At 68.1% G+C, this 20,629-nt stretch carries 18 protein-coding genes and 1 tRNA gene; 5 read left to right on the top strand and 14 right to left on the bottom strand.

Going from position 1 to position 20,629, the window contains the following annotated elements; all coding sequences use genetic code 11:
- Positions 1–92 precede the first annotated feature (92 nt).
- Both K2Z83_RS07780 and K2Z83_RS07775 read right to left on the bottom strand, forming a co-directional pair.
- Positions 93–938, bottom strand: coding sequence for a DUF1684 domain-containing protein (locus K2Z83_RS07780; protein WP_220594614.1), 846 nt, complete (start codon positions 936–938; stop codon positions 93–95).
- A gap of 162 nt (positions 939–1,100) precedes the next feature.
- Entirely contained in the window at positions 1,101–2,147 is a 1,047-nt protein-coding gene (locus K2Z83_RS07775; RefSeq protein WP_220594613.1) for a DUF2891 domain-containing protein, read from the bottom strand.
- A 330-nt stretch (positions 2,148–2,477) separates the two neighbouring features.
- Here K2Z83_RS07775 and K2Z83_RS07770 point away from each other — a divergent pair, with 330 nt between their 5' ends.
- On the top strand, positions 2,478–3,905 hold the full coding sequence (locus K2Z83_RS07770; protein ID WP_220594612.1) for a glutamate synthase subunit beta: 1,428 nt from the start codon (positions 2,478–2,480) through the stop codon (positions 3,903–3,905).
- Positions 3,906–3,957: 52 nt separating this feature from the next.
- On the opposite strand, the gene K2Z83_RS07765 is transcribed toward K2Z83_RS07770, so the two are convergent.
- A complete protein-coding gene (locus K2Z83_RS07765) occupies positions 3,958–4,956 on the bottom strand; it encodes an ATP-binding protein (protein WP_220594611.1) in 999 nt (332 codons plus the stop codon).
- A gap of 244 nt (positions 4,957–5,200) precedes the next feature.
- Here K2Z83_RS07765 and K2Z83_RS07760 point away from each other — a divergent pair, with 244 nt between their 5' ends.
- The gene (locus K2Z83_RS07760; RefSeq protein WP_220594610.1) at positions 5,201–6,091 is read left to right on the top strand and encodes a PfkB family carbohydrate kinase; all 891 of its coding nucleotides are present in this window, start codon (positions 5,201–5,203) and stop codon (positions 6,089–6,091) included.
- A gap of 52 nt (positions 6,092–6,143) precedes the next feature.
- Here the strand turns inward: K2Z83_RS07760 and K2Z83_RS07755 are convergent, their stop codons facing one another.
- The 11 genes from K2Z83_RS07755 to trpA form a co-directional block, all read right to left on the bottom strand.
- Positions 6,144–7,316 carry an FtsW/RodA/SpoVE family cell cycle protein gene (locus K2Z83_RS07755; RefSeq protein WP_255603534.1) on the bottom strand — a complete coding sequence of 391 codons (1,173 nt, stop codon included), beginning with the start codon at positions 7,314–7,316 and terminating at the stop codon, positions 6,144–6,146.
- Between the two features lie 13 nt (positions 7,317–7,329).
- Positions 7,330–7,785 carry a nucleoside-diphosphate kinase gene (gene ndk, locus K2Z83_RS07750; protein ID WP_220594609.1) on the bottom strand — a complete coding sequence of 152 codons (456 nt, stop codon included), beginning with the start codon at positions 7,783–7,785 and terminating at the stop codon, positions 7,330–7,332.
- 388 nt (positions 7,786–8,173) lie between these two features.
- Positions 8,174–8,521, bottom strand: coding sequence for a roadblock/LC7 domain-containing protein (locus tag K2Z83_RS07745; RefSeq protein WP_129685924.1), 348 nt, complete (start codon positions 8,519–8,521; stop codon positions 8,174–8,176).
- 82 nt (positions 8,522–8,603) lie between these two features.
- A complete protein-coding gene (locus K2Z83_RS28865; protein ID WP_255603533.1) occupies positions 8,604–9,887 on the bottom strand; it encodes a hypothetical protein in 1,284 nt (427 codons plus the stop codon).
- 26 nt (positions 9,888–9,913) lie between these two features.
- The gene (locus tag K2Z83_RS28860; RefSeq protein ID WP_255603532.1) at positions 9,914–12,151 is read right to left on the bottom strand and encodes a lipopolysaccharide assembly protein LapB; all 2,238 of its coding nucleotides are present in this window, start codon (positions 12,149–12,151) and stop codon (positions 9,914–9,916) included.
- Between the two features lie 499 nt (positions 12,152–12,650).
- A tRNA-Pro gene (locus K2Z83_RS07735) sits at positions 12,651–12,727 on the bottom strand.
- Positions 12,728–12,765: 38 nt separating this feature from the next.
- Positions 12,766–13,017, bottom strand: a complete 252-nt coding sequence (locus K2Z83_RS07730; protein WP_220594608.1) for an ABC transporter ATP-binding protein — start codon at positions 13,015–13,017, stop codon at positions 12,766–12,768.
- The gene (locus K2Z83_RS07725) at positions 13,014–14,471 is read right to left on the bottom strand and encodes a HAMP domain-containing sensor histidine kinase (protein WP_220594607.1); all 1,458 of its coding nucleotides are present in this window, start codon (positions 14,469–14,471) and stop codon (positions 13,014–13,016) included. Before K2Z83_RS07725 ends, K2Z83_RS07730 begins: the two co-directional genes overlap by 4 nt.
- A gap of 18 nt (positions 14,472–14,489) precedes the next feature.
- Positions 14,490–15,614, bottom strand: coding sequence for a citrate synthase (locus tag K2Z83_RS07720; RefSeq protein ID WP_220594606.1), 1,125 nt, complete (start codon positions 15,612–15,614; stop codon positions 14,490–14,492).
- A 217-nt stretch (positions 15,615–15,831) separates the two neighbouring features.
- Positions 15,832–16,065 (bottom strand): Lrp/AsnC ligand binding domain-containing protein, encoded by a 234-nt coding sequence (locus K2Z83_RS07715; protein WP_220594605.1) that lies wholly within the window; start codon positions 16,063–16,065, stop codon positions 15,832–15,834.
- Positions 16,066–16,143: 78 nt separating this feature from the next.
- Positions 16,144–16,956 carry a tryptophan synthase subunit alpha gene (gene trpA / locus K2Z83_RS07710; RefSeq protein ID WP_220594604.1) on the bottom strand — a complete coding sequence of 271 codons (813 nt, stop codon included), beginning with the start codon at positions 16,954–16,956 and terminating at the stop codon, positions 16,144–16,146.
- A 197-nt stretch (positions 16,957–17,153) separates the two neighbouring features.
- On the opposite strand from trpA, the gene K2Z83_RS07705 reads away from it, so the two are divergent.
- The 3 genes from K2Z83_RS07705 to K2Z83_RS07695 all read left to right on the top strand — a co-directional run bounded on the left by K2Z83_RS07705 (position 17,154) and on the right by K2Z83_RS07695 (position 20,546).
- Entirely contained in the window at positions 17,154–18,803 is a 1,650-nt protein-coding gene (locus K2Z83_RS07705) for a BCD family MFS transporter (protein WP_255603531.1), read from the top strand.
- Positions 18,689–19,303 carry a V4R domain-containing protein gene (locus K2Z83_RS07700; RefSeq protein ID WP_255603530.1) on the top strand — a complete coding sequence of 205 codons (615 nt, stop codon included), beginning with the start codon at positions 18,689–18,691 and terminating at the stop codon, positions 19,301–19,303. Before K2Z83_RS07705 ends, K2Z83_RS07700 begins: the two co-directional genes overlap by 115 nt.
- A 304-nt stretch (positions 19,304–19,607) precedes the next feature.
- Positions 19,608–20,546 (top strand): pentapeptide repeat-containing protein, encoded by a 939-nt coding sequence (locus K2Z83_RS07695; RefSeq protein WP_220594602.1) that lies wholly within the window; start codon positions 19,608–19,610, stop codon positions 20,544–20,546.
- The last annotated feature ends 83 nt before the right edge of the window (positions 20,547–20,629 follow it).

Here is a 20,629-nt window from a genome sequence, read left to right as displayed (position 1 = left end):
GGATATGCGGCAAGACAATACCCCACCCCAGCCGAGCGGCTGAGCCAGCATTGGTGCGCCTGAGATCCTGTTTTGCGCTCTGCGCTCTGCGCTCAGCTATAGCGGTGCCCCTCAGGCGCCAGCTCGCCGGCGGGGATGGCCACAGCGAGGACGTTCTGCGGCGGCGGCAGCGGGCAGGTGGCGAAGTCGGTGAAGGCGCAGGGCGGGTTGAAGGCCCGGTTGAAGTCGAGCGTCACCACACCGCCCTGGGGCGCCGGGGCGGTCAGGAATCGCCCGGGCGGGTAGCTGCCCCTGCCGCTGGTCGCGTCCTTGAAGTTGAAGAACAGCCCGCCGCCGCCGGTCGAGGTGGCGTCGAGCCGACACTCCTGCCCGTCGATCTGGAAGACCACCGCGCCGGGGCTGAGCCGCTCCTCGATCTCGCCGATGATCGTGTTGATCCGCAGCACCTTCGGCTCGGGGTGGGGCACGAAGACGGCGGCGACGCGCAGGTCGGGCCGGATGGGGTGCCAGCGTCGCCCGGGGAAGGCCGCCCGCGCCGGGTGGTCGCGGTCGCGCAGGCGCAGGCCGATCCGCGCGCCCCGCCGGATCACCAGCATCGAGAGCCGGCCCAGGGCCAGCACATCGGGCGCGGGCGCATCATCGCTCTGCAGCGGGCGGCCGGCGGGCGGCCCGCCGCTCAGGGTCAGCTCGGGGTGGGCCGCGCCGAGCGAGACGACGCCCTCGCGCAGCCAGACCTCGCACATCAGCGGCGGGGCCAGCTCCTCGGGCAGGGCCACCTCGCCCGACGGGTCGCTGCCCACCCGGTTTCGCCCATCGGCCAGCCAGAAGAGCCCGGCCAGGGCCAGCCAGCCGTCCTCGGCCCGCAGCGCCGCCTCGGCCTGCGCGCGCCAGGCGGCCAGCGACTCGGCGTATGATTCCGTCTCAGCGGTCATCGACATCAGCTCCTCTTCTTTTGTTGCCAGCAACAACACGGTGTACAGTGAGGGTATGGGAGAGCTTCGCTCTCCCATAAAAAACTGATTGTGCTGCGGCGCGGCTACGCCGCGCCGCAGCACAATCAGTGCAGCATGTGCCTGATGGGCACAAAGCAGCACCCTTTTTTAGGGCGACAGCTCCGCCGGGGCGTAGCCGAGCATGTGCAGGGCGAAGCTGCCGAGCCAGTGGTCGCCCATATAGTCGCCGCTGCCGACGCCGGCCATCCCCGCCGCCGCGTGGCGGGCGGCCGCCGCCATCAGGATGGGCCGCCGCGGGTCATCTGACGGTATGGCCCCGGCCACGCCCCACATGCACCAGGCCCGGCTCAGGTTGAGCCCGTCCAGGTGGACGATCTGGCCGTCGCTGCGGTCGCTCACCAGGGCGGGCGTGAGCAGCTGCGGCGGGCCGCCGGCCGCCAGGTCGGGCAGAAACGCCTCAAGCCAGCCGGGGAAGGCCGGCGCGGGCAGCACGCGCCGCATCAGGTCGGCCTCGGCCAGGCAGGGCGAGAGGAAGTCCCCGCCGCCGGGCTCCCAGGCGGCCGGCGCGCCCCGGTCGGCGCCGTAGTAGTCCATGCTGCGCTGGCGGATCAGCGCGCGCAGCGGCGCGTGGCCGGCGGCCTCGGCGTAGTCGAGGGCGAAGGTGAGGCCGAAGGCGGTGCTGCTGTGGACGCCGCTGCGGATGGGGTAGCTCAGGCGCGGCAGGAACTCCAGGTAGCGCTCGGCGATCAGATCGGCGAGCGGCTGGATCGCCGCCGCCCACCGCCTGGCGTCGGGGTCGCCCCACGCCCGCAGCTCCTCGGCGAGCCTGAGCAGCCAGGCCCAGCCATAGGGCCGCTCGAAGCTGCGGCGGCCCGGCTCGGCGAAGTAGGCCGCCTCGGCCCGCAGGCTCGCCTCGCTCAGGTGGTCGTCGAGGGCGCGGCGGATGGCGGCGGCGTCGGGCAGCGCGGGGCGCAGCCGCAGCAGGCGCACGAGCTGCCAGTGGCTATGCACCGCCGAGTGCCAGTCGAAGCAGCCGTAGAATGCGGGGTGCAGCTCGCGCGGCCCCCGGGCGTCGTCGGCGTCCATCAGCACGTGGGCCGGGCTGGATGGGTATGCCTTCAGGATGCCATCGAGGGCGATCTGGGCGAGCTGTGCGGCGAGCGGTGCGGTGAGGGCCGGCGGTGGAGTATGCATAGGAACCTGAGATATGCTCTGTGCGGGGGAGTGGCCTATTCTAACACGCCCGCGCCACGCGCTGAATAGTGGCTACATGACCAGCCCAGGTTGACAGTCTATCACTCTCGCCGTCGCTCTGGCATTGTACATTACCTCACATCGAACCCCCTGGCCTTCCACATCGATGGGCGCAGCGCGGCGCCCGAAGCCCGCCAGCCCCTCGCGAGCAATGCCGCTCGACACGGCGATCACACCCCGCCCCGGCGGCGCTGTGTGCGATACGGCAGCCCAGGCGAGAGCAGCCTTTGCGTCACGTAAGCGGCGCGCGATCCAGAGAGGTGGCAGCACATGGGAGACGTTGAGGGATTCCTGAAGTACGAGCGCGCAAACCCGCACGGCAGGCCGGTCGCCGAGCGGCTCGCCGACTACCACGATGTCTACGAGCCGCTCGATGACCTGACCGTGATGCATCAGGGCGACCGCTGTATGGACTGTGGCATCCCCTACTGCCACGTCGCCTGCCCGCTGGGCAACTACATCCCCGGCTGGAACGAGCTGGTCTCCGACGGCGACTGGGAGCGCGCGCTCGTCGATCTTCACCGCGACAACAACTTCCCCGAGTTCACCGGGCACCTCTGCCCGGCCCTCTGCGAGGGCGCCTGCTCCCTCGGATTGAACTTCGAGCCCGTGGCGATCAAGATGATCGAGCTCCAGATCATCGAGCGTGGCTTCGCCGAGGGCTGGGTGCGGCCGGAGCCGCCGCGCCGCCTCACCGGCAAGCGCGTGGCCGTCGTCGGCTCCGGCCCCGCCGGCCTCGCCGCCGCCCAGCAGCTGCGCCGCCAGGGCCACGAGGTCTCGGTCTTCGAGCGCGCCGACCGGGCCGGCGGGCTGCTGCGCTACGGCATCCCCGAGTTCAAGCTGGAGAAGCATATCCTCGACCGACGCCTGGCCCAGCTGGAGGCCGAGGGCGTCGCCTTCCACACCGGCGTCGATGTCGGCGGGGGGCTTCCCGCCGATGAGCTCGCCCGCGGCTTCGACGCCGTGCTGCTCGCCGGCGGCGCCCGCAAGCCGCGCGACCTGAGCGTCGAGGGGCGTCAGCTCGATGGGGTCTATTTTGCTATGGAGTTCCTCACCCAGCAGAACCAGCGCTGCGCCGGCGATGTCGTCCCGTCCGACGATGCGATCTCCGCCGCCGGCAAGCGGGTCATCGTGATCGGCGGCGGCGACACCGGTGCCGACTGCGTAGGCACCTCGCTGCGCCAGGGCGCCCTCAGCGTCACCTCCTTCGAGCTGCTGCCCCAGCCGCCGCTCCAGCGGGCGAAGGACAACCCCTGGCCCGAGTGGCCGCGCATCTTCCGCACCGCATCCTCGCACGAGGAGGGCGGCGAGCGCATCTACGCGGTCCAGACGAAGCGCCTGATCGGCGACGAGCGCGGCCGCGTGACGGCGATCGAGGCCTCCCACGTGATCTGGCAGCGCGACGCCCAGGGCCGCATGCAGATGCAGGAGGTGCCCGACAGCACCTTCACCCTGCCCTGCGACCTGGTGCTCCTGGCGATGGGCTTCACCGGGGCCGAGCCCGGCGGCCTGCTCGACCAGCTCGGGGTCGAGCTGAGCCCGCGCGGCGTGGTGTCCACCGATGCGAACAAGATGACCTCGCGGCCGGGGGTGTTCGCCGCCGGCGATATGAGCCGCGGCCAGTCGCTGATCGTCTGGGCGATCGCCGAGGGGCGCGCCGCCGCCACCAGCATCGGGCGCTTCCTGAGCCAGGGGTAGACTCGCAAGCGTGAGGTCAGGGAAGGCGTAGGGGCGCAGCGTGCTGCGCCCCTTACGGCTTCCCTGGCCCTGCCCCCTTCTCCGCCGCCGGGATCTCGACAATAAAACAGCTGCCGGCGTCGGGCGCGCTCTCGACCCGCAGGGCGCCGCCGTAGCCCTCGATGATCCGCCTGCAGATCGCCAGCCCCAGGCCGGTGCCGTCGGGGTTCGTGGTGAAGAAGGGCTCGAAGATCTGCTGGTGCAGCTCGGGGGCGATGCCGAGGCCATTGTCGCGCACGCGGATGACGAGCATGGCCTGGCTGTCTGGGCCGATCGCCCGGCCGCTCTCCAGGCGGATCCTGCCGCCCCGGGGCATGGCATGCATCGCGTTAAAGACCAGGTTGATCAGCACCTGGGTAATCTCATCGGCGCGCCCGACCACCAGCGGCAGATCGGGCGAGAGATCGCGCTCGATCTGAATAGATCGGCGCGCGAGGCTGTTCCCGGTGAGGATCAGCACGCGCTCGATCAGGCCGTTGATATCAAGGTGCGTGGGCGCCGCGCTTGGCCGGTAGAGATCGAGCAGCTGGCGCAGGGTGTAGCCCACGCGCTTGATCTCCTCGCGGGCCAGGCGCAGGTAGCGCGCCCGCTCAGCCTCATCATCGACGCGGCCGGCCAGGTGCAGGCAGCTCTCGATCGCCTGGAGCGGCGTGTTCACCTCGTGGGCCACCGTCGCCGCGAGCCGGCCCGTCGCCGCGAATCGCTCGCGCTCCACCATCTGAGCGTCAATCTGTACCCGCTCGGTCGCGAGCAGCGACAGGCTCGTTGTCCCATCGGGCCGCCGCATCGGCGTGACCCGCACCTCCATGTGGTGCGTGGCGCCCGTGTCAAGCACGAGCGGGCCGACCTGCGCCTCCCCGCTCGCCAGCGCCCGCCGGGCCATATCCATCAGCGGTGCGCCCTGCGGCCCATAGATCTCATCATGTGTGCGGCCAACAACTTCGCGCCCGCCGAGCAGCACGCCAGGGCTATAGACTGCCGCGTAGCGTAGGGAGGCGTCGATCTCTGCCACCGTCACTGCTGATCCAGCAAGCGCGGCGATCATGGTTCTCGCTGCGGGGTCAGGGCTATCGAGCACGTCACACATCGTGCATCTCCGAACATTGGTCTTGATAAAGAGTTGCTGGTCGAGCACGGTGGCGATCGCACATCGTCCGGGCCAGGGTCTAATATGGTAACACATCCAGAGCACCGGGCGGGCATCTATAATTGCTGATGGATGGATCTATCTACGCAGGTGTGGAAGGAGGAGTCTCATGCGCTACGACGTTGTCGGCCTGGGGACGGCCGCGCACGACCTGATCGGGGTGGCGGGCGATGAGCCGCAGCTCGGGCGGAAGCAGCCGCTCGCCCGATGGGTCGAGTCCGGGGGCGGGCCGGTGCCGACCGCGCTCGTGGCCGTGGCCCGCCTCGGCGGGCGCGCCTGCATGGTCGGCGCCGTGGGCGACGACCGCTACGGCGCACGGATCATCGCCGACCTGGCGGCCGAGGGTGTCGACACGGCGGGCATGCAGGTGTGCCCCGGCGACTCACACATCGCCTTCGCCCTGGCCGAGCCGGGGAGCGACCGGCGCTCGATCTGGTTCCGCACCGACCCGGCGGTGCTTGCGGCGGTGCGGGTCGAGCGCGGCATGATCACTGCGGGGCGCGCGCTGCACCTCGACACCTACACCGGCGATGCCGGGCTCCAGGCGGCGCGCTGGGCGCGCGAGGCCGACATCCCGGTGATGATCGACGCCGAGCGGGTGCGCGAGTGTACCATCGAGCTGCTGCCCCTCTGCACCTGGCTGGTGGTCTCGGCCAACTTCGGCCGGGCCGTCACCGGCGAGGGCGACCCGGCGGCGGCGGCCAGCGCCCTCCGGTCGCGCTACGACGCGCTGGTCGTCGTCACCGCCGGCGAGCGCGGCAGCTGGTGCGCCGTGGGCGACGAGCGATTCCACACCCCGGCCTTCCCGGTGACGCCGCTGGACACCACCGGCTGCGGGGATGTCTTCCACGGCGGGCTGCTCTTCGCCCTGCTGCGGGGCGACCCTCCGCGCCAGGCGCTGCGCTTTGCCAGCGCCGTGGCCGCCCTCAAGACGCGGGCCTACGGCGGGCGCGCCGGCATCCCCACTCTGGCGGAGGTGGAGGCGTGGATGCGCGCGTAGGGCCGAAGCAACTGCCTCCTGCGCAAAGCGCAGGAGGCAGTTGCTTCGGCCCTCAGAACGCCAGCCGCTTCCGGCGCAGGGCGACGCTCTGGAGCAGGCCCACCCCAGCGAGGATCGTGATCATGAAGCTGCCGCCGGCAGAGATAAACGGCAGGGGCAGGCCCGTCACCGGCAGGACGCTCAGGTTCATGCCGATATTGATCAGCACATGGGTGAAGATGATCGCGAAGACGCCGAGGGCCAGCAGCCGGCCGAAGAGATCGCGCGAGCGGCCGGCCACCGTGAGCGACTGCCAGAGCAGCAGCCCCTCGAAGGTGATCAGCACCAGCGCGCCCAGGAAGCCGAGCTCCTCGCCGACCACGGCGAAGATGAAGTCGGTGTGCTGGACGGGCACATAGTTGCCCTGGCTGAACAGGCCGTGGGTGAGGCCGGCGCCGACCCAGCCCCCGGCGCTGATCGCGCTCAGGGCCTGGATGACATTGTATCCGGCGTTAAAGTCCACCTTGCTCGGGTCGACGAGCAGATAGTAGAAGGTGAGCAGGCGCACCCGCTGGTAGTCGTCCAGCACGAGCTCCCAGGCAACGTAGCCCGCCGGCAGCGCCAGGACCGCCAGGAGCAGCAGCTGCTGCCAGCGGACCCCGGCGCCCCAGGCCATCACCAGCCAGATCATGCCGTAGACGATCGCCGAGCCGAGGTCGGGCTGGAGGAGCACGAGCAGCATCGGGGCGCTGGCGATCAGCAGGCCGCCGAGCTGCACGGGCCAGCTGTCGCGGCGATCCTCATAGCGCCCCCAGTAGGCGGCCAGCGCCACCACCAGCACCAGCTTGCCGGCCTCTGAGGGCTGGAAGGTGCGCTCGCCGAAAGCGATCCAGCTTTGCGCGCCCTCGCTCACCTGCCCGATCACCAGCACTGCCGCCAGCAGCCCGATCATGCCGATATAGATCGGCCGGGCCAGGCTGGAGAGCAGCCGGTAGTCGAAGATCGTCATCAGCAGCATCACCCCCAGGCCGATGATAATGTAGACGATCTGGCGCGGGAAGATCGTGCGCAGGGGTGCGCCGTTTACCGCCACAGCCGTGAGCGTGGCGCTGTATAGCGCCAGCACCCCGATGATCAGCAGCACGGCGACGCAGAGCAGGAGCGGCCAGTTGTAGTCACGCCAGCGTCGTGTTTCCATAGTGTTGAATGTTGAATGTTGAATGTCGCGGCATTCAACATTCAACATTCAGCATTTAATATTACTCGTAGATCCAGGCGTCGGTGGCGCGGCCCCAGTCGACGATCAGCTCGGCGGCGCCGAAGAAGATCGCCGCCTCGCGCTCGCCGCTCTCAGGCGAGTCCGAGGCGTGGATCAGATTGCGGCCGATCTCCACGCCGAAGTCGCCGCGGATGGTGCCGGGGGCGGCCTTGGCCGGGTTGGTGGCGCCGACCATCGCCCGGATCATCTCGACCGTGCCGGCCTTGCCGGCGATCACCGCCACCACCACCGGGGCCGAGGTGATGTAGCTGACCAGACCGTTGAAGAAGGGCTTGCCCTCGTGCTCGCCGTAGTGCTTGCGGGCCAGCGGCTCATCGACCTGCATGAGCTTGAGCCCCTGCAGCTTCAGACCGCGCTGCTCGATCCGGCTGAGGATCGGGCCGACCAGGCCGCGCTGGACGGCGTCGGGCTTGAGGATGATCAGTGCGCGCTCCATATAGCTCCCCTTCGAATTGCAGATTGCAGATTGCAGATTGCAGATTGCATACACCAGGGCGCAGTATACCACAAGCGATCGGGCACCCCCGAAGATCGGGTGTCACGAATCTTCTTGCAACGGTGGCCATGGCGGGCGGTTCCGGCGTCGGCGCAGGCCGACGCCCGGCGCGCAGCGCCCCGGCGACGCGGCTTCAGCCGCCCGCCCGCCTTCGCGGGCGGTTCCGGCGTCGGCGCAGGCCGACGCCCGGCGCGCAGCGCCCCGGCGACGCGGCTTCAGCCGCCCGCCCGCATGCAAGACGCTCCGTCACACCCCCGAAGATCAGATTGGCGCTGGCACGCCCCGCGCGCCAGCGCCAATCTACACTCTACACTCTACACTCTGCAATCTAGATCGGTACTGCCTCGCTGATCCGCTTGGCGGCGCGGCGCATCTCCATCTTCACCAGCCCAAAGTTTACGATGCGCTGGGTAATCACGACCAGGATCAGCTCTTTGGCCTCAAGCAGCAGGATCGACCCGTCCTTCGCGTCGATGATCGAGTCCACCAGCGTCCCAACGCCGATGCGCTTGGTCGCCTTATCGATCTCGCCGAAGACCGCCGCCGACATCGCCCCGAGAATCTCGGCGTCTTCCTCATCGAGCAGGGTGCTCGCGACCACGAGACCGTCTTTGCCGACCAGCAGGCTCCCGATCACCCCATCGACCCGGATCAGGTCTTCAACGATTCGGCGCATGAGCTGACCTTTCGTTATCTCCACAGGCGCATTCATGATAGCTACTCCACGTTGTTCACCGAGCGGATGTGCCGGCTCAATTCTAGCCAACAAAGGTATGGTTGTATGCGGCAATCGCATCTCGCAGGCGGCCCTGCTTCGAGAAGGCGTCGCCGAGCACACGGTAGAGCTGATTCTCGGTTGCCTCGTCGCCCACTGTACCGATCAGCTCCTGCACCTCCTCCGCGATCTCGTCGAGCGCATACGCGTTTCGGATGAGATACTTGTAGCTATAGGCCATCAGGTCTACCCTGCCCGTCTGCGCGCAGAGCCGGGCGAGCGACATCGCCATGCCGTAGGTGTCCGGCTCGACTTCAAGCTGCATCAGGTACTCGTCGAGGCTGTCATCGCCTGTGGGCACGAAGGACCCGAAGCTCTGGCGTGACATGGGGCGCGGTGCCGGGGCTGATCGGCCATAGTCGCGGCGGCTTGGGCGCTCGCCGCTGACGCGAGATGCCGCCTCGCGGCGCGCGTAGAGATCCTCGCGCGTGCCGCTCGTTCGCTCCCGGTGGGAGGCGCCGGTGCTCTCTCTCGGTCGCTCGGGGGGTACTTCCCGGCGGGCGCTGCGGTCAGCATCGCGATCGCGCGGTCGGGCGGCCGGCGCATCCCGGCGGGCGCTCTGCCTCGCCTGATCGCGATCTCCCAATGGTGGGAGCACGGCGCGAGCTGGCGTGCTCTTCTCGCTCGTGGCCTGGGGGGCGGGCGATGCCACAGGTACGGGGATGTCCCAGATAGTATCCAGGCTCTCCAGCGGCTCTGGCGTGAAGGCCGTGTCTTCCACGGGCGGCGGCGGCGGCGGCTCCTCAACACGAGGTGCCGTACGTGTCGCCTTCTCAACGGGTCGCTCCTCCACCACATCGAAGCTGAAGAAGTCATCGGTGGTGCCAGCGGATGGCTCTGGCGCGATCTCGGCCACGCTCAGCGCCGCGATCTCCTCGGGCGATAGCCCCAGATCCTCCAGCGAGAACGGCGTCAGCTCTGGCTCCGGCTCTGGCTCCGGCTCTGGCTCCGGCGTGGCTACAACGTTAGGCTCCTCCACCGCGCCGAGGGCCGCGATCTCCTCGGGCGATAGCCCCAGGTCCTCCAGTGAGAACGGCGTCAGCTCCGGCTCCGGCTCCGGCTCCGGCGCTGCCGGTGGCGGTGCCGCATCGCCGCCGTTGAGCAGCGCGATCTCTTCAGGTGTCAGGCCCAGCTCCTCCAGCGAGAACGGCATCAGCTCCGGCTCCGCCTCTGGTGCGGGTGTCGGCGGTGTCGGCGCCGGGGCTGGTGATTCGGCCGGTGGCGCATCCTCGGAGAGACCGAGGGCTGCGATCTCCTCAGGCGACAACCCCAGCTCCTCCAGCGAGAACGGCGTCAGCTCCGGCTCGGTATCAGAGCTAGAGGCCGTGAATGCGGGCTCGGCCTCAGCAGCGGGGGACTCGAACTCTGGCCGAGGTCGGCGAGGGAGAAGGGCGTCAGCTCGGGCTCGGCGGCCTCGGGCTCGGCGGCCTCGGGCTCTGTCGTCACCTGAGCCGCACCCTCCTTCGGGAGGCGGAAACCGCCGGCGAACCGATCTGCGGAGCCTGTGGCGGCGTCGTGCAGGGGGACATCGTCATTATCATTTGAGAAGTACGCAGCGGACTCATCATCTTCATCAAGTGAGACCGGCGGCAGAGGCAGCAGTTCCTCTTTCGGAAGCTCGCTTGCGCGCTGCCTTAGCTTTGAGAAGATCGAGCCTTCAGCCGGCTCAGCTGGAGCCTCGCCGCGCAAGAAGTCGGTGCGAGGCTTTGATGACGGCTGCTGCCAGCTATAGCCACCTGTCTCCGAGCTATCATCAGCTTCGAGGGAAGGCATAGGGAGATCGCGTGAGACAGGAGAGGTCGGCGCATCATCGATCGAAAATGGCTGGAGCGACGGCGGTAGCGAGCCACCACCTGAGCCATAATCGTCTACGGAGGTTAAATCGAGATCATCAAGCGAGAATGGCTGGAGGTCGTCCATATCGCTATCGAACCCGCTGTCATCGGCGATCTCAGCGTCATCTCCAGACGACCAGTCGAACGGCGCGAGGCCAGCCGTATCTCCAGATGGCCCACCGACAGCGGGCGAATCTGTATGAGGGGCATCGCCCACGCCTACATCATCAAACGAGAACGGCTCAGTCTGCTGCGCCTGCTGTCCCGTCTCAGCGGCGGCATTGAGCTGGGCGACCTCATCGAGCGACAGCCCTAGATCCTCCAGGGAAAAGGGCAGCATCTCGGGCTCGGCGGGCTCGGGCTCGGCGGCACTGAGCTGGGCGACCTCATCCTCGGAGAGGCCGAGGTCGGCGAGGGAGAAGGGTTCCATCTCGGGCTCGGCGGCACTGAGCTGGGCGACCTCATCCTCGGAGAGGCCGAGGTCGGCGAGGGAGAAGGGCTCCATCTCGGGCTCGGCGGGCTCGGGCTCGGCGGCACTGAGCTGGGCGACCTCATCCTCGGAGAGGCCGAGGTCGGCGAGGGAGAAGGGCTCCATCTCGGGCTCGGCAGCCTGGGGCTCGGCGTCCACCTCAACCTTCTGCTCGCTGCCGGACATATCATCGAAGCTAAACGGCGTGATACCACTCGATGAGTCAATATCGACGCCGCCCCCATCGCCGATCGGCGTGGAGAGGGCGAGCAGATTGGCGAGAAAGTCATCGTCGTCATCGACGGACGCGTGCGATGAGGAAGCCCGAGATGGCGCGGCATCCTCAACCGCATCACCCCAACCGCTGAAGAAGTCCGGCTCCTCCACAAGGGCGGGCGTGCTCGCGGCGATGGGCGCAGCCATCTTCTCGCGCTCCGCCTCCTCGCGGTCGCGCCGCTCCTGCCAGGACTGCTCATCCCATGAAGCGATCTCCAGGTTGGGGGACGGGAGATCAGGCATCACCTCAAAGAGTGCGTGGGCGACCTGCTGGTACGGCTCAAGCTGCTGGGCGAAGCGCCAGTACCGTTCCCCGTCGGCATCGCCGGCGGCCTGGCGGATATAGCCAAGGATCAGGTTCGCCTTCAGCACATCGGGGCGCTCGGCGAGCATATCCTCACAGACCTCGGCGGCGACATCGGTCTGTCCATCGCGCCACAGCGACTCTGCGAGGCCGACCCGCGCATCGAAGCGGTCGGGGTACTCGTCAATGACGCTGCGGAACTCCTGGATCGCCTGGGGCAGCATATGGCCCTTGGCATACAGGCGGGCGAGGCCGGGCCGGCTCAGGCGGAGCGTGGCGCCCTCGGCCCCCCACACGTCAGTGTAGAGGCGCAGGAGCTGCGAGCGCAGCTCGGGCATATCGGGCCGCACCTCAAGGGCCTGCTCAAACTCGTTCACGGCGAGGTCGAGCCTACTCTGCCGCTCGTAGGTGATACCGAGGCCAACGTGGGCGGGGATATTCTCTGGGTCGGAGTGCAGCACACGGCTGAACGCCTCCTCCGCCTGGTCAAACTGGCGGCCTGCCAGATATGCCTCGCCAAGAATGCGGTGGGCCTCGAGGTTCTCAGGGAAATATTCAAGGATGTGCTGCACCACACTGATCGCCTGCTCAACCTTGTTTACCTCAAGGAAGCTGCGGGCCTGATCATATGCGGCTTGCAGGCTCATTGTAGCCATCCTGGCTCCTCCTGCTGTAGCGTACAGAGCGGCGTGGGCGGAAAAGGGTTACGGTGGTGAGGGCCGTGCGAAATGCACGCAGATCTGCCCTACATAATGTGTAAAGTATAAGTCTATTATAGTGTTGGTGTCAAGAGGTTCGGCGGCATTTTCTGGCTTAGAATACGCCCGCGTCATAGAAAATGATTTACGAGCGGTGCGCTCATCGCGCAATGTTCAGTGGATTCGGTAGATACATGATGCTGACGACGGGGGGGGGCGGAAGGATAATCACTTACACGTTGCCCTATTGCCCGAGAACTTAGAGTGGCCCTGTAGAATATGATAGTGTGGCGGATGAATCTATGCAGAACAGATGTTTTTGCAGACATACGTGTCTGAAACACCATGCCGAGCATTGTAGCAGCCAGCCATTGCAGCAGAGTAACGGAGTAGAGGATCGGGCGGGGACATGCAACAAGCCGGCGGAATACCGCCGGCTTGCGTGCTCTGGTCGGGGCGACTGGATTTGAACCAGCGACCTCCTGAACCCCATTCAGGTGCGCTACCGGTCTGCGCTACGCCCCGAGCAACAGGTGAGATTATAGCGCGTTGCGGCCGATCAGTCAAACACCGGGGTCGCGCCAGATCATCGAGGCGTACATCCCGAGGATCGCGCCGAAGAAGAGGCCACCGAGCCCCCACAGCAGCACGATGCTGGCCCCCATCCGGAGCCAGCCCTGGGCGTCTGTCGGCAGGGCCTGCTCAAGGATGGCGACCATGATCGTGAAGAGCGCGCCGAAGGCGATCGCCACGGCGGCGAGGATCAGCGCACCTCGGAAGGCCCAGCGCTTGAGGCGCTGCGCGGATGGGTTCATGGGATGGGCTCCTCTGCTCGCCCAAGGGGCAGCTCGATCACAATGCGCGCCCCTGGGCGATGATCGGCGTCGAGGTAGGCCTCGCCGCCGTGTGCGATGACGATCTCGCGCACGATGGCGAGCCCGAGGCCGGAGCTGCCGGGGCTGTCGCCGCGTACCCCGCGCTCCCAGATCTGCGCGCGTAGCGCGGCGGGGATCCCCGGCCCGCTGTCGGCGACGCTGATCTGCGCCTGGCCATCTGCCCTGGCGACGGTGAGCGCCACCGAGCCGCCGGGCGGGGTGGCCCGCAGCGCGTTATCGAGCAGGTTGAGCAGGGCCTGCTTGAGCCGGTCGCGGTCGCCGGACACGCTGAGCGCGTCATCGGCCAGGCAGCGCAGGGCGACCCCGGCCCGATGGGCGCGGCCGGCGAGCAGGGCGCAGATCTCGTCGGCGAGCGGGGCGAGGTGTACCTGGGCGCGCCGCGACAAGAGCATCCGGCCATCATCGGGCGGGCGCAGCAGATCATCGACCAGCCGCGCGAGTCGCCGGGCCTCGGCGTCGAGGGTTGCCAGCGCCGGCTGCTGCTCCGCCGGGGCGCTATCGATCAGGTTCTCCAGAGTCCCGCTGATCGCCGTGAGCGGCGTGCGCAGATCGTGGGAGACACTGCGGTAGAAGCGCGTGCGGGACTGCTCCAGCTCGCCGATGCGGGCGGTGTAAGCCCGCAGCCCGCTCTCAAGGGCGTCGAGGCTCGCCGCAAGCCGTCCGATCTCATCGCGCTGCGGCGGGCCGCTCTGGCGCGGCCCGGTGTCAAACTCGTGGGACAGGCGCTCGGCGCGGCGGCTCTGGCGCAGGATGGGGCTGGCGATCGAGCGGGCGACCAGCAGGCTGGCCAGGGCCATCACCGCCCCGGCGGCGAGGGCGGCCTGGATGGTCAGGGCGCGCAGGCTGCTCAGCAGGCGCTGGTCCTCGGCGCTGCTCCGCGAGAGCTCGACGACGCCGATCGTCTGCCCGCCGGAGGTGACCGCCCGCGCCGTGTAGCTGCGGTCGGCGGCCTGCGAGGCGGGCAGGGGCAGGGCCGGCCGCACCAGGGCCAGGGCCGGGCGGCTCGGGAAGGGCCCGAGGGCCGGTTCTCCCGAGAGCAGCGCGCCCCCGGTCGAGAAGAGCCGGGCGGCGGTGCCGGCGGGGAGCAGCTCGCGGCCGACGCCGCCCGCCGCGAGGCCCTGGAGCGCCTGCGGCGAGTCGGCCAGCTCGCCGATCAGGGCCGCGTAGATCTCAGCCTGGGCGTCGAGGGACTGGGCGCGCTGGCCGGACAGGTAGCCGCCGGCCAGGGTGACGAACCCGGCGCCGAGGAGCAGCAGCCCGACGAGCGTCAGCAGCAGGTAGGTCAGGCTGAGGCGGAGGGTGAGGGGCATTGTGAATGTTGAATGTTGAATGTTGAATGTTGAATGTTGAATAGAGTCTTTCGCATTCAACATTCAACATTCAGTACTCTGCTAGGCCCGCTCGGCCAGGGGCGTGTAGGGCACGCCGAGCGGCCCGGTGTACTCCGCCTCAGGGCGGATGAGGCGGTTATTGCTGTACTGCTCGTAGACGTGGGCCGTCCAGCCGGCGATGCGGCTCATCGCGAAGATCGGCGTGAACAGGTCGATCGGGATGCCCAGCGTGTAGTAGACCGAGGCCGAGTAGAAGTCCACATTCACCGGCAGCGACCGCTCCGACTGCACGATCTTGCGGATGCGCTCGCTCATCTCGTACCAGCGCATGTTGCCGGTGGACTCAGCCAGATCCTTGGCCAGGCGCTGGAGCCACGGAGCCCGCGGGTCATCGGCCTTGTAGATGCGGTGGCCAAAGCCCATAATCTTGCGCTTGGTCGCAAAGGCAGCCTGCAGATACTCATCGACCCGGTCGAGCTCACTGATCTCCTCCAGCATACGCATCACCAGCTCGTTGGCCCCGCCGTGGAGCGACCCCTTGAGCGTGCCGATCGCCGAGACGATCGCGCTGTGCATGTCGGAGAGGGTCGACGCGGTGACGCGTGCGGCGAAGGTGCTCGCGTTCAGGCCGTGGTCGGCGTGGAGGATGAGGGCGATGTCGAGGACGCGCGCGGCGGTCGTCGATGGCTCTTTGCCGGTGAGCATGTACAGGAAGTTCGCGGCGTGGCCCAGGTCGGCGCTGGGCGCGATCGGCCAGAGCCCATTACGAATACGCTCCCAGGCGGCGGTGATCGTCGGCAGCGCGGCGGTCAGGCGCACCGCCTTGTTGAGGTTGGCGTCCAGCGAGTTATCCAGCACCTGCGGGTCGTAGGACGCGAGAACCGAGACACATGTGCGCAGCACGTCCATCACTTTGGTGTGCTTGGGCAGCGCCATCATCACCGAGATCACCTCATTGGGGATCTGCCGGTTCAGCGCAAACTTGCGCTGAATGCTCGCGAGCTGTGCGGCGCTCGGCAGCTTGCCGTACCAGAGCAGCGCCGTCGTCTCCTCGAAGGTAGACTGCTCCGCCAGATCGTTGACATCGATGCCGCGGTAGAACAGGTGGCCATTGAGCCCATCGATCAGGCTGATCGCCGTCTGCGCGGCGATGATTCCCTCAAGACCTTTGGCTGGCGTGGACATGAGCCTTCATCCTTTCCTTACAGCGGGGCCGCCATGGCCAACAGCACGCTGCGGCGCGCTCATCGCACCACATTGTGCTCAACCGTAAGGGGGGACCAGGGGACAGCGGACAGCGGACAGGGAACAGGGGACAGGCATGTACATTCACCGTATTCGTAATCACTCAGGGAAGCGAGTTCAGAATCGTCCCCTGTACCCTGTCCCCTGTCCCCTCGTTCTAGCCGATCACCATACAGGTGACCGTGCGCTTGATCCCCTCGACGCTATGGATCTCGTTCATCACGAGACGGCCAATGTTGCGAGGGTCAGGGGTCTGGACGGTGGCGATGATATCGTAGGGGCCCGTCACCGCATCGACTGCGGTCATCCCAGCGAGGGCGCGCAGCGCGGCGAGGACATCCGCGATCCGACCCGACTCGGCCTCGATCAGCACATACGCCTTCGCTTCCATGTGTCCCTCCACAATGAGATTCCACAGGGTGCCGGGCGGGCGTCGCTGCGCCCGCGCCGCTCAGCATAGTCGCTATCGTCACACGCCGCCCGACGGCGCGGCCGCGCCGCCGAGCAGATCGGCCACAAAATCCACCGCGCCGCTCACCAGGTCGGCGGCGGGCAGCCCCTCCAGGCGGGCGATCAGGGCGCTGCCGACGATCGCGCCGTCGGCGAAGCGGGCGACATCGGCCACGTGGGCGGCGCTGCTGATGCCGAACCCGACCACCAGGGGCAGGTCGCTGACTCGGCGCACCCGGTCGAGGATGCCGCTCAGGTCCGCCGACATGCTGGCCCGCGCGCCGGTGACGCCGGTGAGCGAGACGATATAGATGAAGCCGCTGGCCTGGGCGGCGATCGCGGCGATCCGCTCGTCGGGCGTGGTAGGCGCGACGAACATGATCAGGTCGAGCCCGTGGGCGGCGGATGCGGCGTGGAGCTCGGCCGACTCCTCGGGGGGCATGTCGGGGATGATCCAGCCGTCGCCACCGGCGGCGGCCAGGTCGGCGCAGGCGCGCTCGACGCCGTAGCGGATCAGGGGGTTGTAGTAGCCCATGAGCAGCATGGGCGCGGCCACGCCGCGGGCGCGCAGGGCGGCCACCGTCTCGATGCAGCTAGCCAGGTTGACCCCGTTCTCCAGGGCGCGCTGGGTGGCCCGCTGGATGGTCGCCCCATCGGCGAGCGGGTCGGAGAAGGGCATGCCCAGCTCGAAGAGGCTGGCCCCGGCGGCCTCCAGGGCCGGCACCAGATCCAGGGTGCTCTCGCGCTCGGGGAAGCCGACCGTCAGGTAGGGCATGAGGGCGACGCGGCCCTCGCCGCGCAGGCGGGCGAATGTCTCGGCGATACGGCTCATAGGGTGCTCCGGAGGTGTGGACGATGGGCGGCATGATACCACAAGGTAAGGATGAAGGATGAAGGATGAAGGCGCAACGCTTCATCCTTCATCCTTCAATCCTTCATCCTTCATCCTTGCAATTGCTTCTCATGTCAAAATACGCCTGGCCACATGCTATAATGTGCCCACAGCGAAACCCCTTAAGGAGCATAATGATGGCAGCAGGCAAGATACTGGCCGGGCAGATGCAGGTCGTCCGCTCGTGGATCGACCGCCACCCGACCCTCTGGCGCTGGCTGAAGGTGCTGCGACTGGGGTTGTTCCAGTTCGGCATGGGCCTCTCGCTGGCCCCGATCACCGGCACGCTGAACCGGGTGCTGATCGACGAGCTGCGCATCCCGGCGGTGGCGGTGGGCTTCCTGCTCGCCATCCACTACTTCGTCTCGCCGGCGCGCGCCCTGATCGGATTCCAGTCCGACGTGGACCGGGCGGCGGGCCGCTGGCGCACGCCCTACCTCGTGTTCGGCGCGATGCTGACCTACGGCGGGCTGGCCACGGCGCCATTCACGCTGATCCTGCTCAGCGGCCAGGGGACGATCGGCTTCTGGCCGGCGATGCTCTTCTGCGGCCTGATCTTCCTGGCCTACGGCATCGGGGTGAATATCGTCGAGACGATCTACCTGGCGATGGTCAGCGACTACACGCCCGCCAAGGACCGCGGCCAGGTGCTCGGGGTGCTCTGGGTGATGCTGGTGATGGGCACGATCGTCAGCTCGGTGGTGATCGGCCAGCTGCTGATGAACTACAGCGCCTACCGGCTCATCCAGGTGATGCAGGGCTCGGCGGTGATCTTCATCGCGCTGACCTTCGTGGCCCTGTACGGGCAGGAGCGCCTGAAGCCGAACGGCGAGCTGGTGGATGTGGCCGAGCCGGCGCGCGTGCGCGAGAGCCTGGGCCAGTCGCTGCGCATGCTGGCGGCGCAGGTGCCGCTGCGCAACCTGTTCATCGTGCTCTTTGTGGCCACCCTGGGCTTCGCCACCCACGATGTGCTGCTGGAGCCCTACGGCGGCCAGGTGCTCAACATGAGCGTCACGGAGACCTCGCAGCTCACGGCGCTGTGGGGCGTGGGCATGCTGATCTCGATCGCCCTGGCCGGATTGGCGCTCTGGAAGGGCCGCTCGTCGGTGCTGCTGATCACCATGGGCTGCCTGGTGGGCGCGGCCGGCTTCCTGACCGTGTCGCTGGCCAGCGGCGAGTCGCTGGTGAACCTGTTCCGCGTCGGCGTGGTGCTGATCGGCATGGGCCGCGGGATGTTCATCGTCGGCGCCCTGGCCCTGGTGATGTCGCTGGTGGACAAGAACCACGCCGGGCTCTTCATCGGGCTGTGGGGCATCACCCAGGCCCTGGCCCAGGGCTTCGGCACGATCGGCGGCGGCCTGGCCCGCGACATCACCCAGAATCTCACCGGCCAGGTGGCCCTCGGCTACACCCTGGTCTACACCTCCTCGCTCGGGCTCCTCGTCCTGGCATCCCTGCTCCTGCTCGTGCTGCGCATCGGCCGCCAGATCCGCAGCGGCGCCGTCCGCTCGCAAAAAAACGCCCCCCCGCCACGTTCAAAAGTGTATGCTACATCCCGGCGAGCTGGTGCCCGCCGCGCCCGTCCTGTCAGCAGAGGAGTGACACACGCATGGAGATCAAAGACAGGACCGATCACGATCCGGCGACCGAGATCATGCTGGTGGACGCCTACATGCGCTGGGCGCTCATGGCCGCCGAGGAGGTGGTCGGCAAGAACGGCCTCGCCGTGGTGCTGCGCCAGGCCGGCCTGGCGCAGTTCGTCGGCAACTACCCGCCCGAGCAGCTGAAGGTCACCACCGGGCTTACCCTGACCCACTACGCGGCGCTGAACGCCGGGCTGCTCAACTTTTTCGGCCGGGCCGCCCGCAGCATGTCCCTGCGCATCGGCCGCCAGTCGGCGCGCTACGCGATCGACCACCAGGGCGCGCTCTTTGGCACGGCGGCCCTGCTGGCCTCCAAGGTGCTGCCGGTCTCCACCCAGATCAAGATGGGCCTCTCGGCCATGCAGGCCGGCTTCCGCCGGCTCAGCCAGGCCGTCGGCCAGGACCGCCACCTGGAGCTTGAGGACCGCGGCGAGGCCTGGGCCTATATCGACTACGACGACCCGACCAGCGCCGGGAAGACCTCCGACGAGCCGATCGGCTGGATCCAGAACGGGGCCATCCAGGAGGCCCTGCGCTGGCAGATCGGCAAGGACGTTGAGGTCGAGCAGGTGGCCTGTCGCTCGATGGGCGCCCCCGCCTCGATCTGGCTGGTGAGTAAGACGCCGAAGGTGCCCACCGCGTGAGGGGACAGGGGATAGGGGACAGGGGACAGGCCAACCAGGCGAGCCTTCTCTGCCCTGTGCCCTGTACGCTGTCCCCTGAGAGGGAACAGGGTACAGGACACAGGGGACAAGGTAGCACAAGGCCGCACTCCTCTGCCCTGTCCCCTGTACGCTGTCCCCTGAGAGGGAACAGGGTACAGGACACAGGGGACAGGTAGCACAAGGCCGCACTCCTCTGCCCTGTCCCCTGTACGCTGTCCCCTGTACGCTGTCCCCTGTACGCTGTCCCCTGTACGCTGTCCCCTGTACCCTGAAGGAGAGTGTCATGGCCGACCTGACCCCCGACCAGATCTTCGATCTGCTGAACCGACCCGGCCCGCTCTGGCTGGTGGGCGCGAACCTGAGCGGCGCGAACCTGAGCGGTGCGAACCTGAGCGGCGCGAACCTGAGCGAGGCCAACCTTGTCGGCGCGCGCCTGAGCGACGCGAACCTCTACCGCGCCGACCTGAGCGTGGCCGAGCTGGGCGGCGCGACCCTGAGCTGGGCCAACCTGCGTGAGGCCCGCCTGGGCTGGGCGCAGATGGTGCGGGCCGACCTCAGCGACGCCGACCTGCGCAAGAGCGACCTGGCCTGGGCCAACCTGGAGTTCGCCAACCTAACCGGGGCGAACCTGCGCGGGGCGAACCTGGGCGCGGCCGACTTTAGCGGGGCCAACCTCTACGGGGCCAACCTGAGCCTCTGCAACCTGAGCGGCGTGGACCTGCGCGACACGATCATGATCGGGACGAACCTGAGCGAGGCCCAGCTCCGCGAGGCCCAGCTGGTGAACCTGGGCGGCGCGAATCTGTCGGGTGCGAACCTGAACAAGGTGAGCCTGGCGGGGGCGAGCATGGCCGGGGTGAACCTGAGCGGGGCCAGCCTGCTCAGCGCCACCCTGCGCGAGGCGACCCTGAGCGACGCCAACTTTATCGGGGCGAACCTCTACGAGGCGAACTTGAGCGAGGCGACCCTGCGCGGGGCCGACCTGAGCGAGACCAACCTGAGCGGGGCATACCTGAGCGGGGCCAACCTTGAGGGCGCGATCATGACCAGGGCCAACCTGAGCCGGGCCAACCTGAGCGGCTGCAACCTGCGCGGCGCGCAGCTCGCCGGCTGCGTCCTGCGCGAGGGCAGCCTCGCCGACGCCGACCTGACCGGCGCGGACCTCTCCGGCGCGGACCTGAGCGAGTGCGACATGACCGGCGCGGTCGGGTACGTGGCATGATCCCGTAAGGGCGCAGCAGCAGAAACGCCTCTGTCGCTAAGACATGGTTCGTAGGAGATTTACAGTTTGGGGTCATGCCGCCA

The sequence above is a fragment of the Oscillochloris sp. ZM17-4 genome (genome assembly GCF_019599295.1).
Taxonomy (GTDB): domain Bacteria; phylum Chloroflexota; class Chloroflexia; order Chloroflexales; family Chloroflexaceae; genus Oscillochloris.
This window is presented reverse-complemented; position numbering and strand designations above follow the sequence as displayed.

Coding starts and splice junctions, on each gene's coding strand:
- K2Z83_RS07780 (WP_220594614.1), bottom strand. CDS start 938: ATGTCGATGACCGCTGAGACGGAATCATACGCCGAGTCGCTGGCCGCC.
- K2Z83_RS07775 (WP_220594613.1), bottom strand. CDS start 2,147: ATGCATACTCCACCGCCGGCCCTCACCGCACCGCTCGCCGCACAGCTC.
- K2Z83_RS07770 (WP_220594612.1), top strand. CDS start 2,478: ATGGGAGACGTTGAGGGATTCCTGAAGTACGAGCGCGCAAACCCGCAC.
- K2Z83_RS07760 (WP_220594610.1), top strand. CDS start 5,201: ATGCGCTACGACGTTGTCGGCCTGGGGACGGCCGCGCACGACCTGATC.
- K2Z83_RS07755 (WP_255603534.1), bottom strand. CDS start 7,316: ATGTTGAATGTTGAATGCCGCGACATTCAACATTCAACATTCAACACT.
- ndk (WP_220594609.1), bottom strand. CDS start 7,785: ATGGAGCGCGCACTGATCATCCTCAAGCCCGACGCCGTCCAGCGCGGC.
- K2Z83_RS07745 (WP_129685924.1), bottom strand. CDS start 8,521: ATGCGCCGAATCGTTGAAGACCTGATCCGGGTCGATGGGGTGATCGGG.
- K2Z83_RS28860 (WP_255603532.1), bottom strand. CDS start 12,151: ATGAGCCTGCAAGCCGCATATGATCAGGCCCGCAGCTTCCTTGAGGTA.
- K2Z83_RS07730 (WP_220594608.1), bottom strand. CDS start 13,017: ATGAACCCATCCGCGCAGCGCCTCAAGCGCTGGGCCTTCCGAGGTGCG.
- K2Z83_RS07725 (WP_220594607.1), bottom strand. CDS start 14,471: ATGTTGAATGCGAAAGACTCTATTCAACATTCAACATTCAACATTCAA.
- K2Z83_RS07720 (WP_220594606.1), bottom strand. CDS start 15,614: ATGTCCACGCCAGCCAAAGGTCTTGAGGGAATCATCGCCGCGCAGACG.
- K2Z83_RS07715 (WP_220594605.1), bottom strand. CDS start 16,065: ATGGAAGCGAAGGCGTATGTGCTGATCGAGGCCGAGTCGGGTCGGATC.
- trpA (WP_220594604.1), bottom strand. CDS start 16,956: ATGAGCCGTATCGCCGAGACATTCGCCCGCCTGCGCGGCGAGGGCCGC.
- K2Z83_RS07705 (WP_255603531.1), top strand. CDS start 17,154: ATGGCAGCAGGCAAGATACTGGCCGGGCAGATGCAGGTCGTCCGCTCG.
- K2Z83_RS07700 (WP_255603530.1), top strand. CDS start 18,689: ATGCGCTGGGCGCTCATGGCCGCCGAGGAGGTGGTCGGCAAGAACGGC.
- K2Z83_RS07695 (WP_220594602.1), top strand. CDS start 19,608: ATGGCCGACCTGACCCCCGACCAGATCTTCGATCTGCTGAACCGACCC.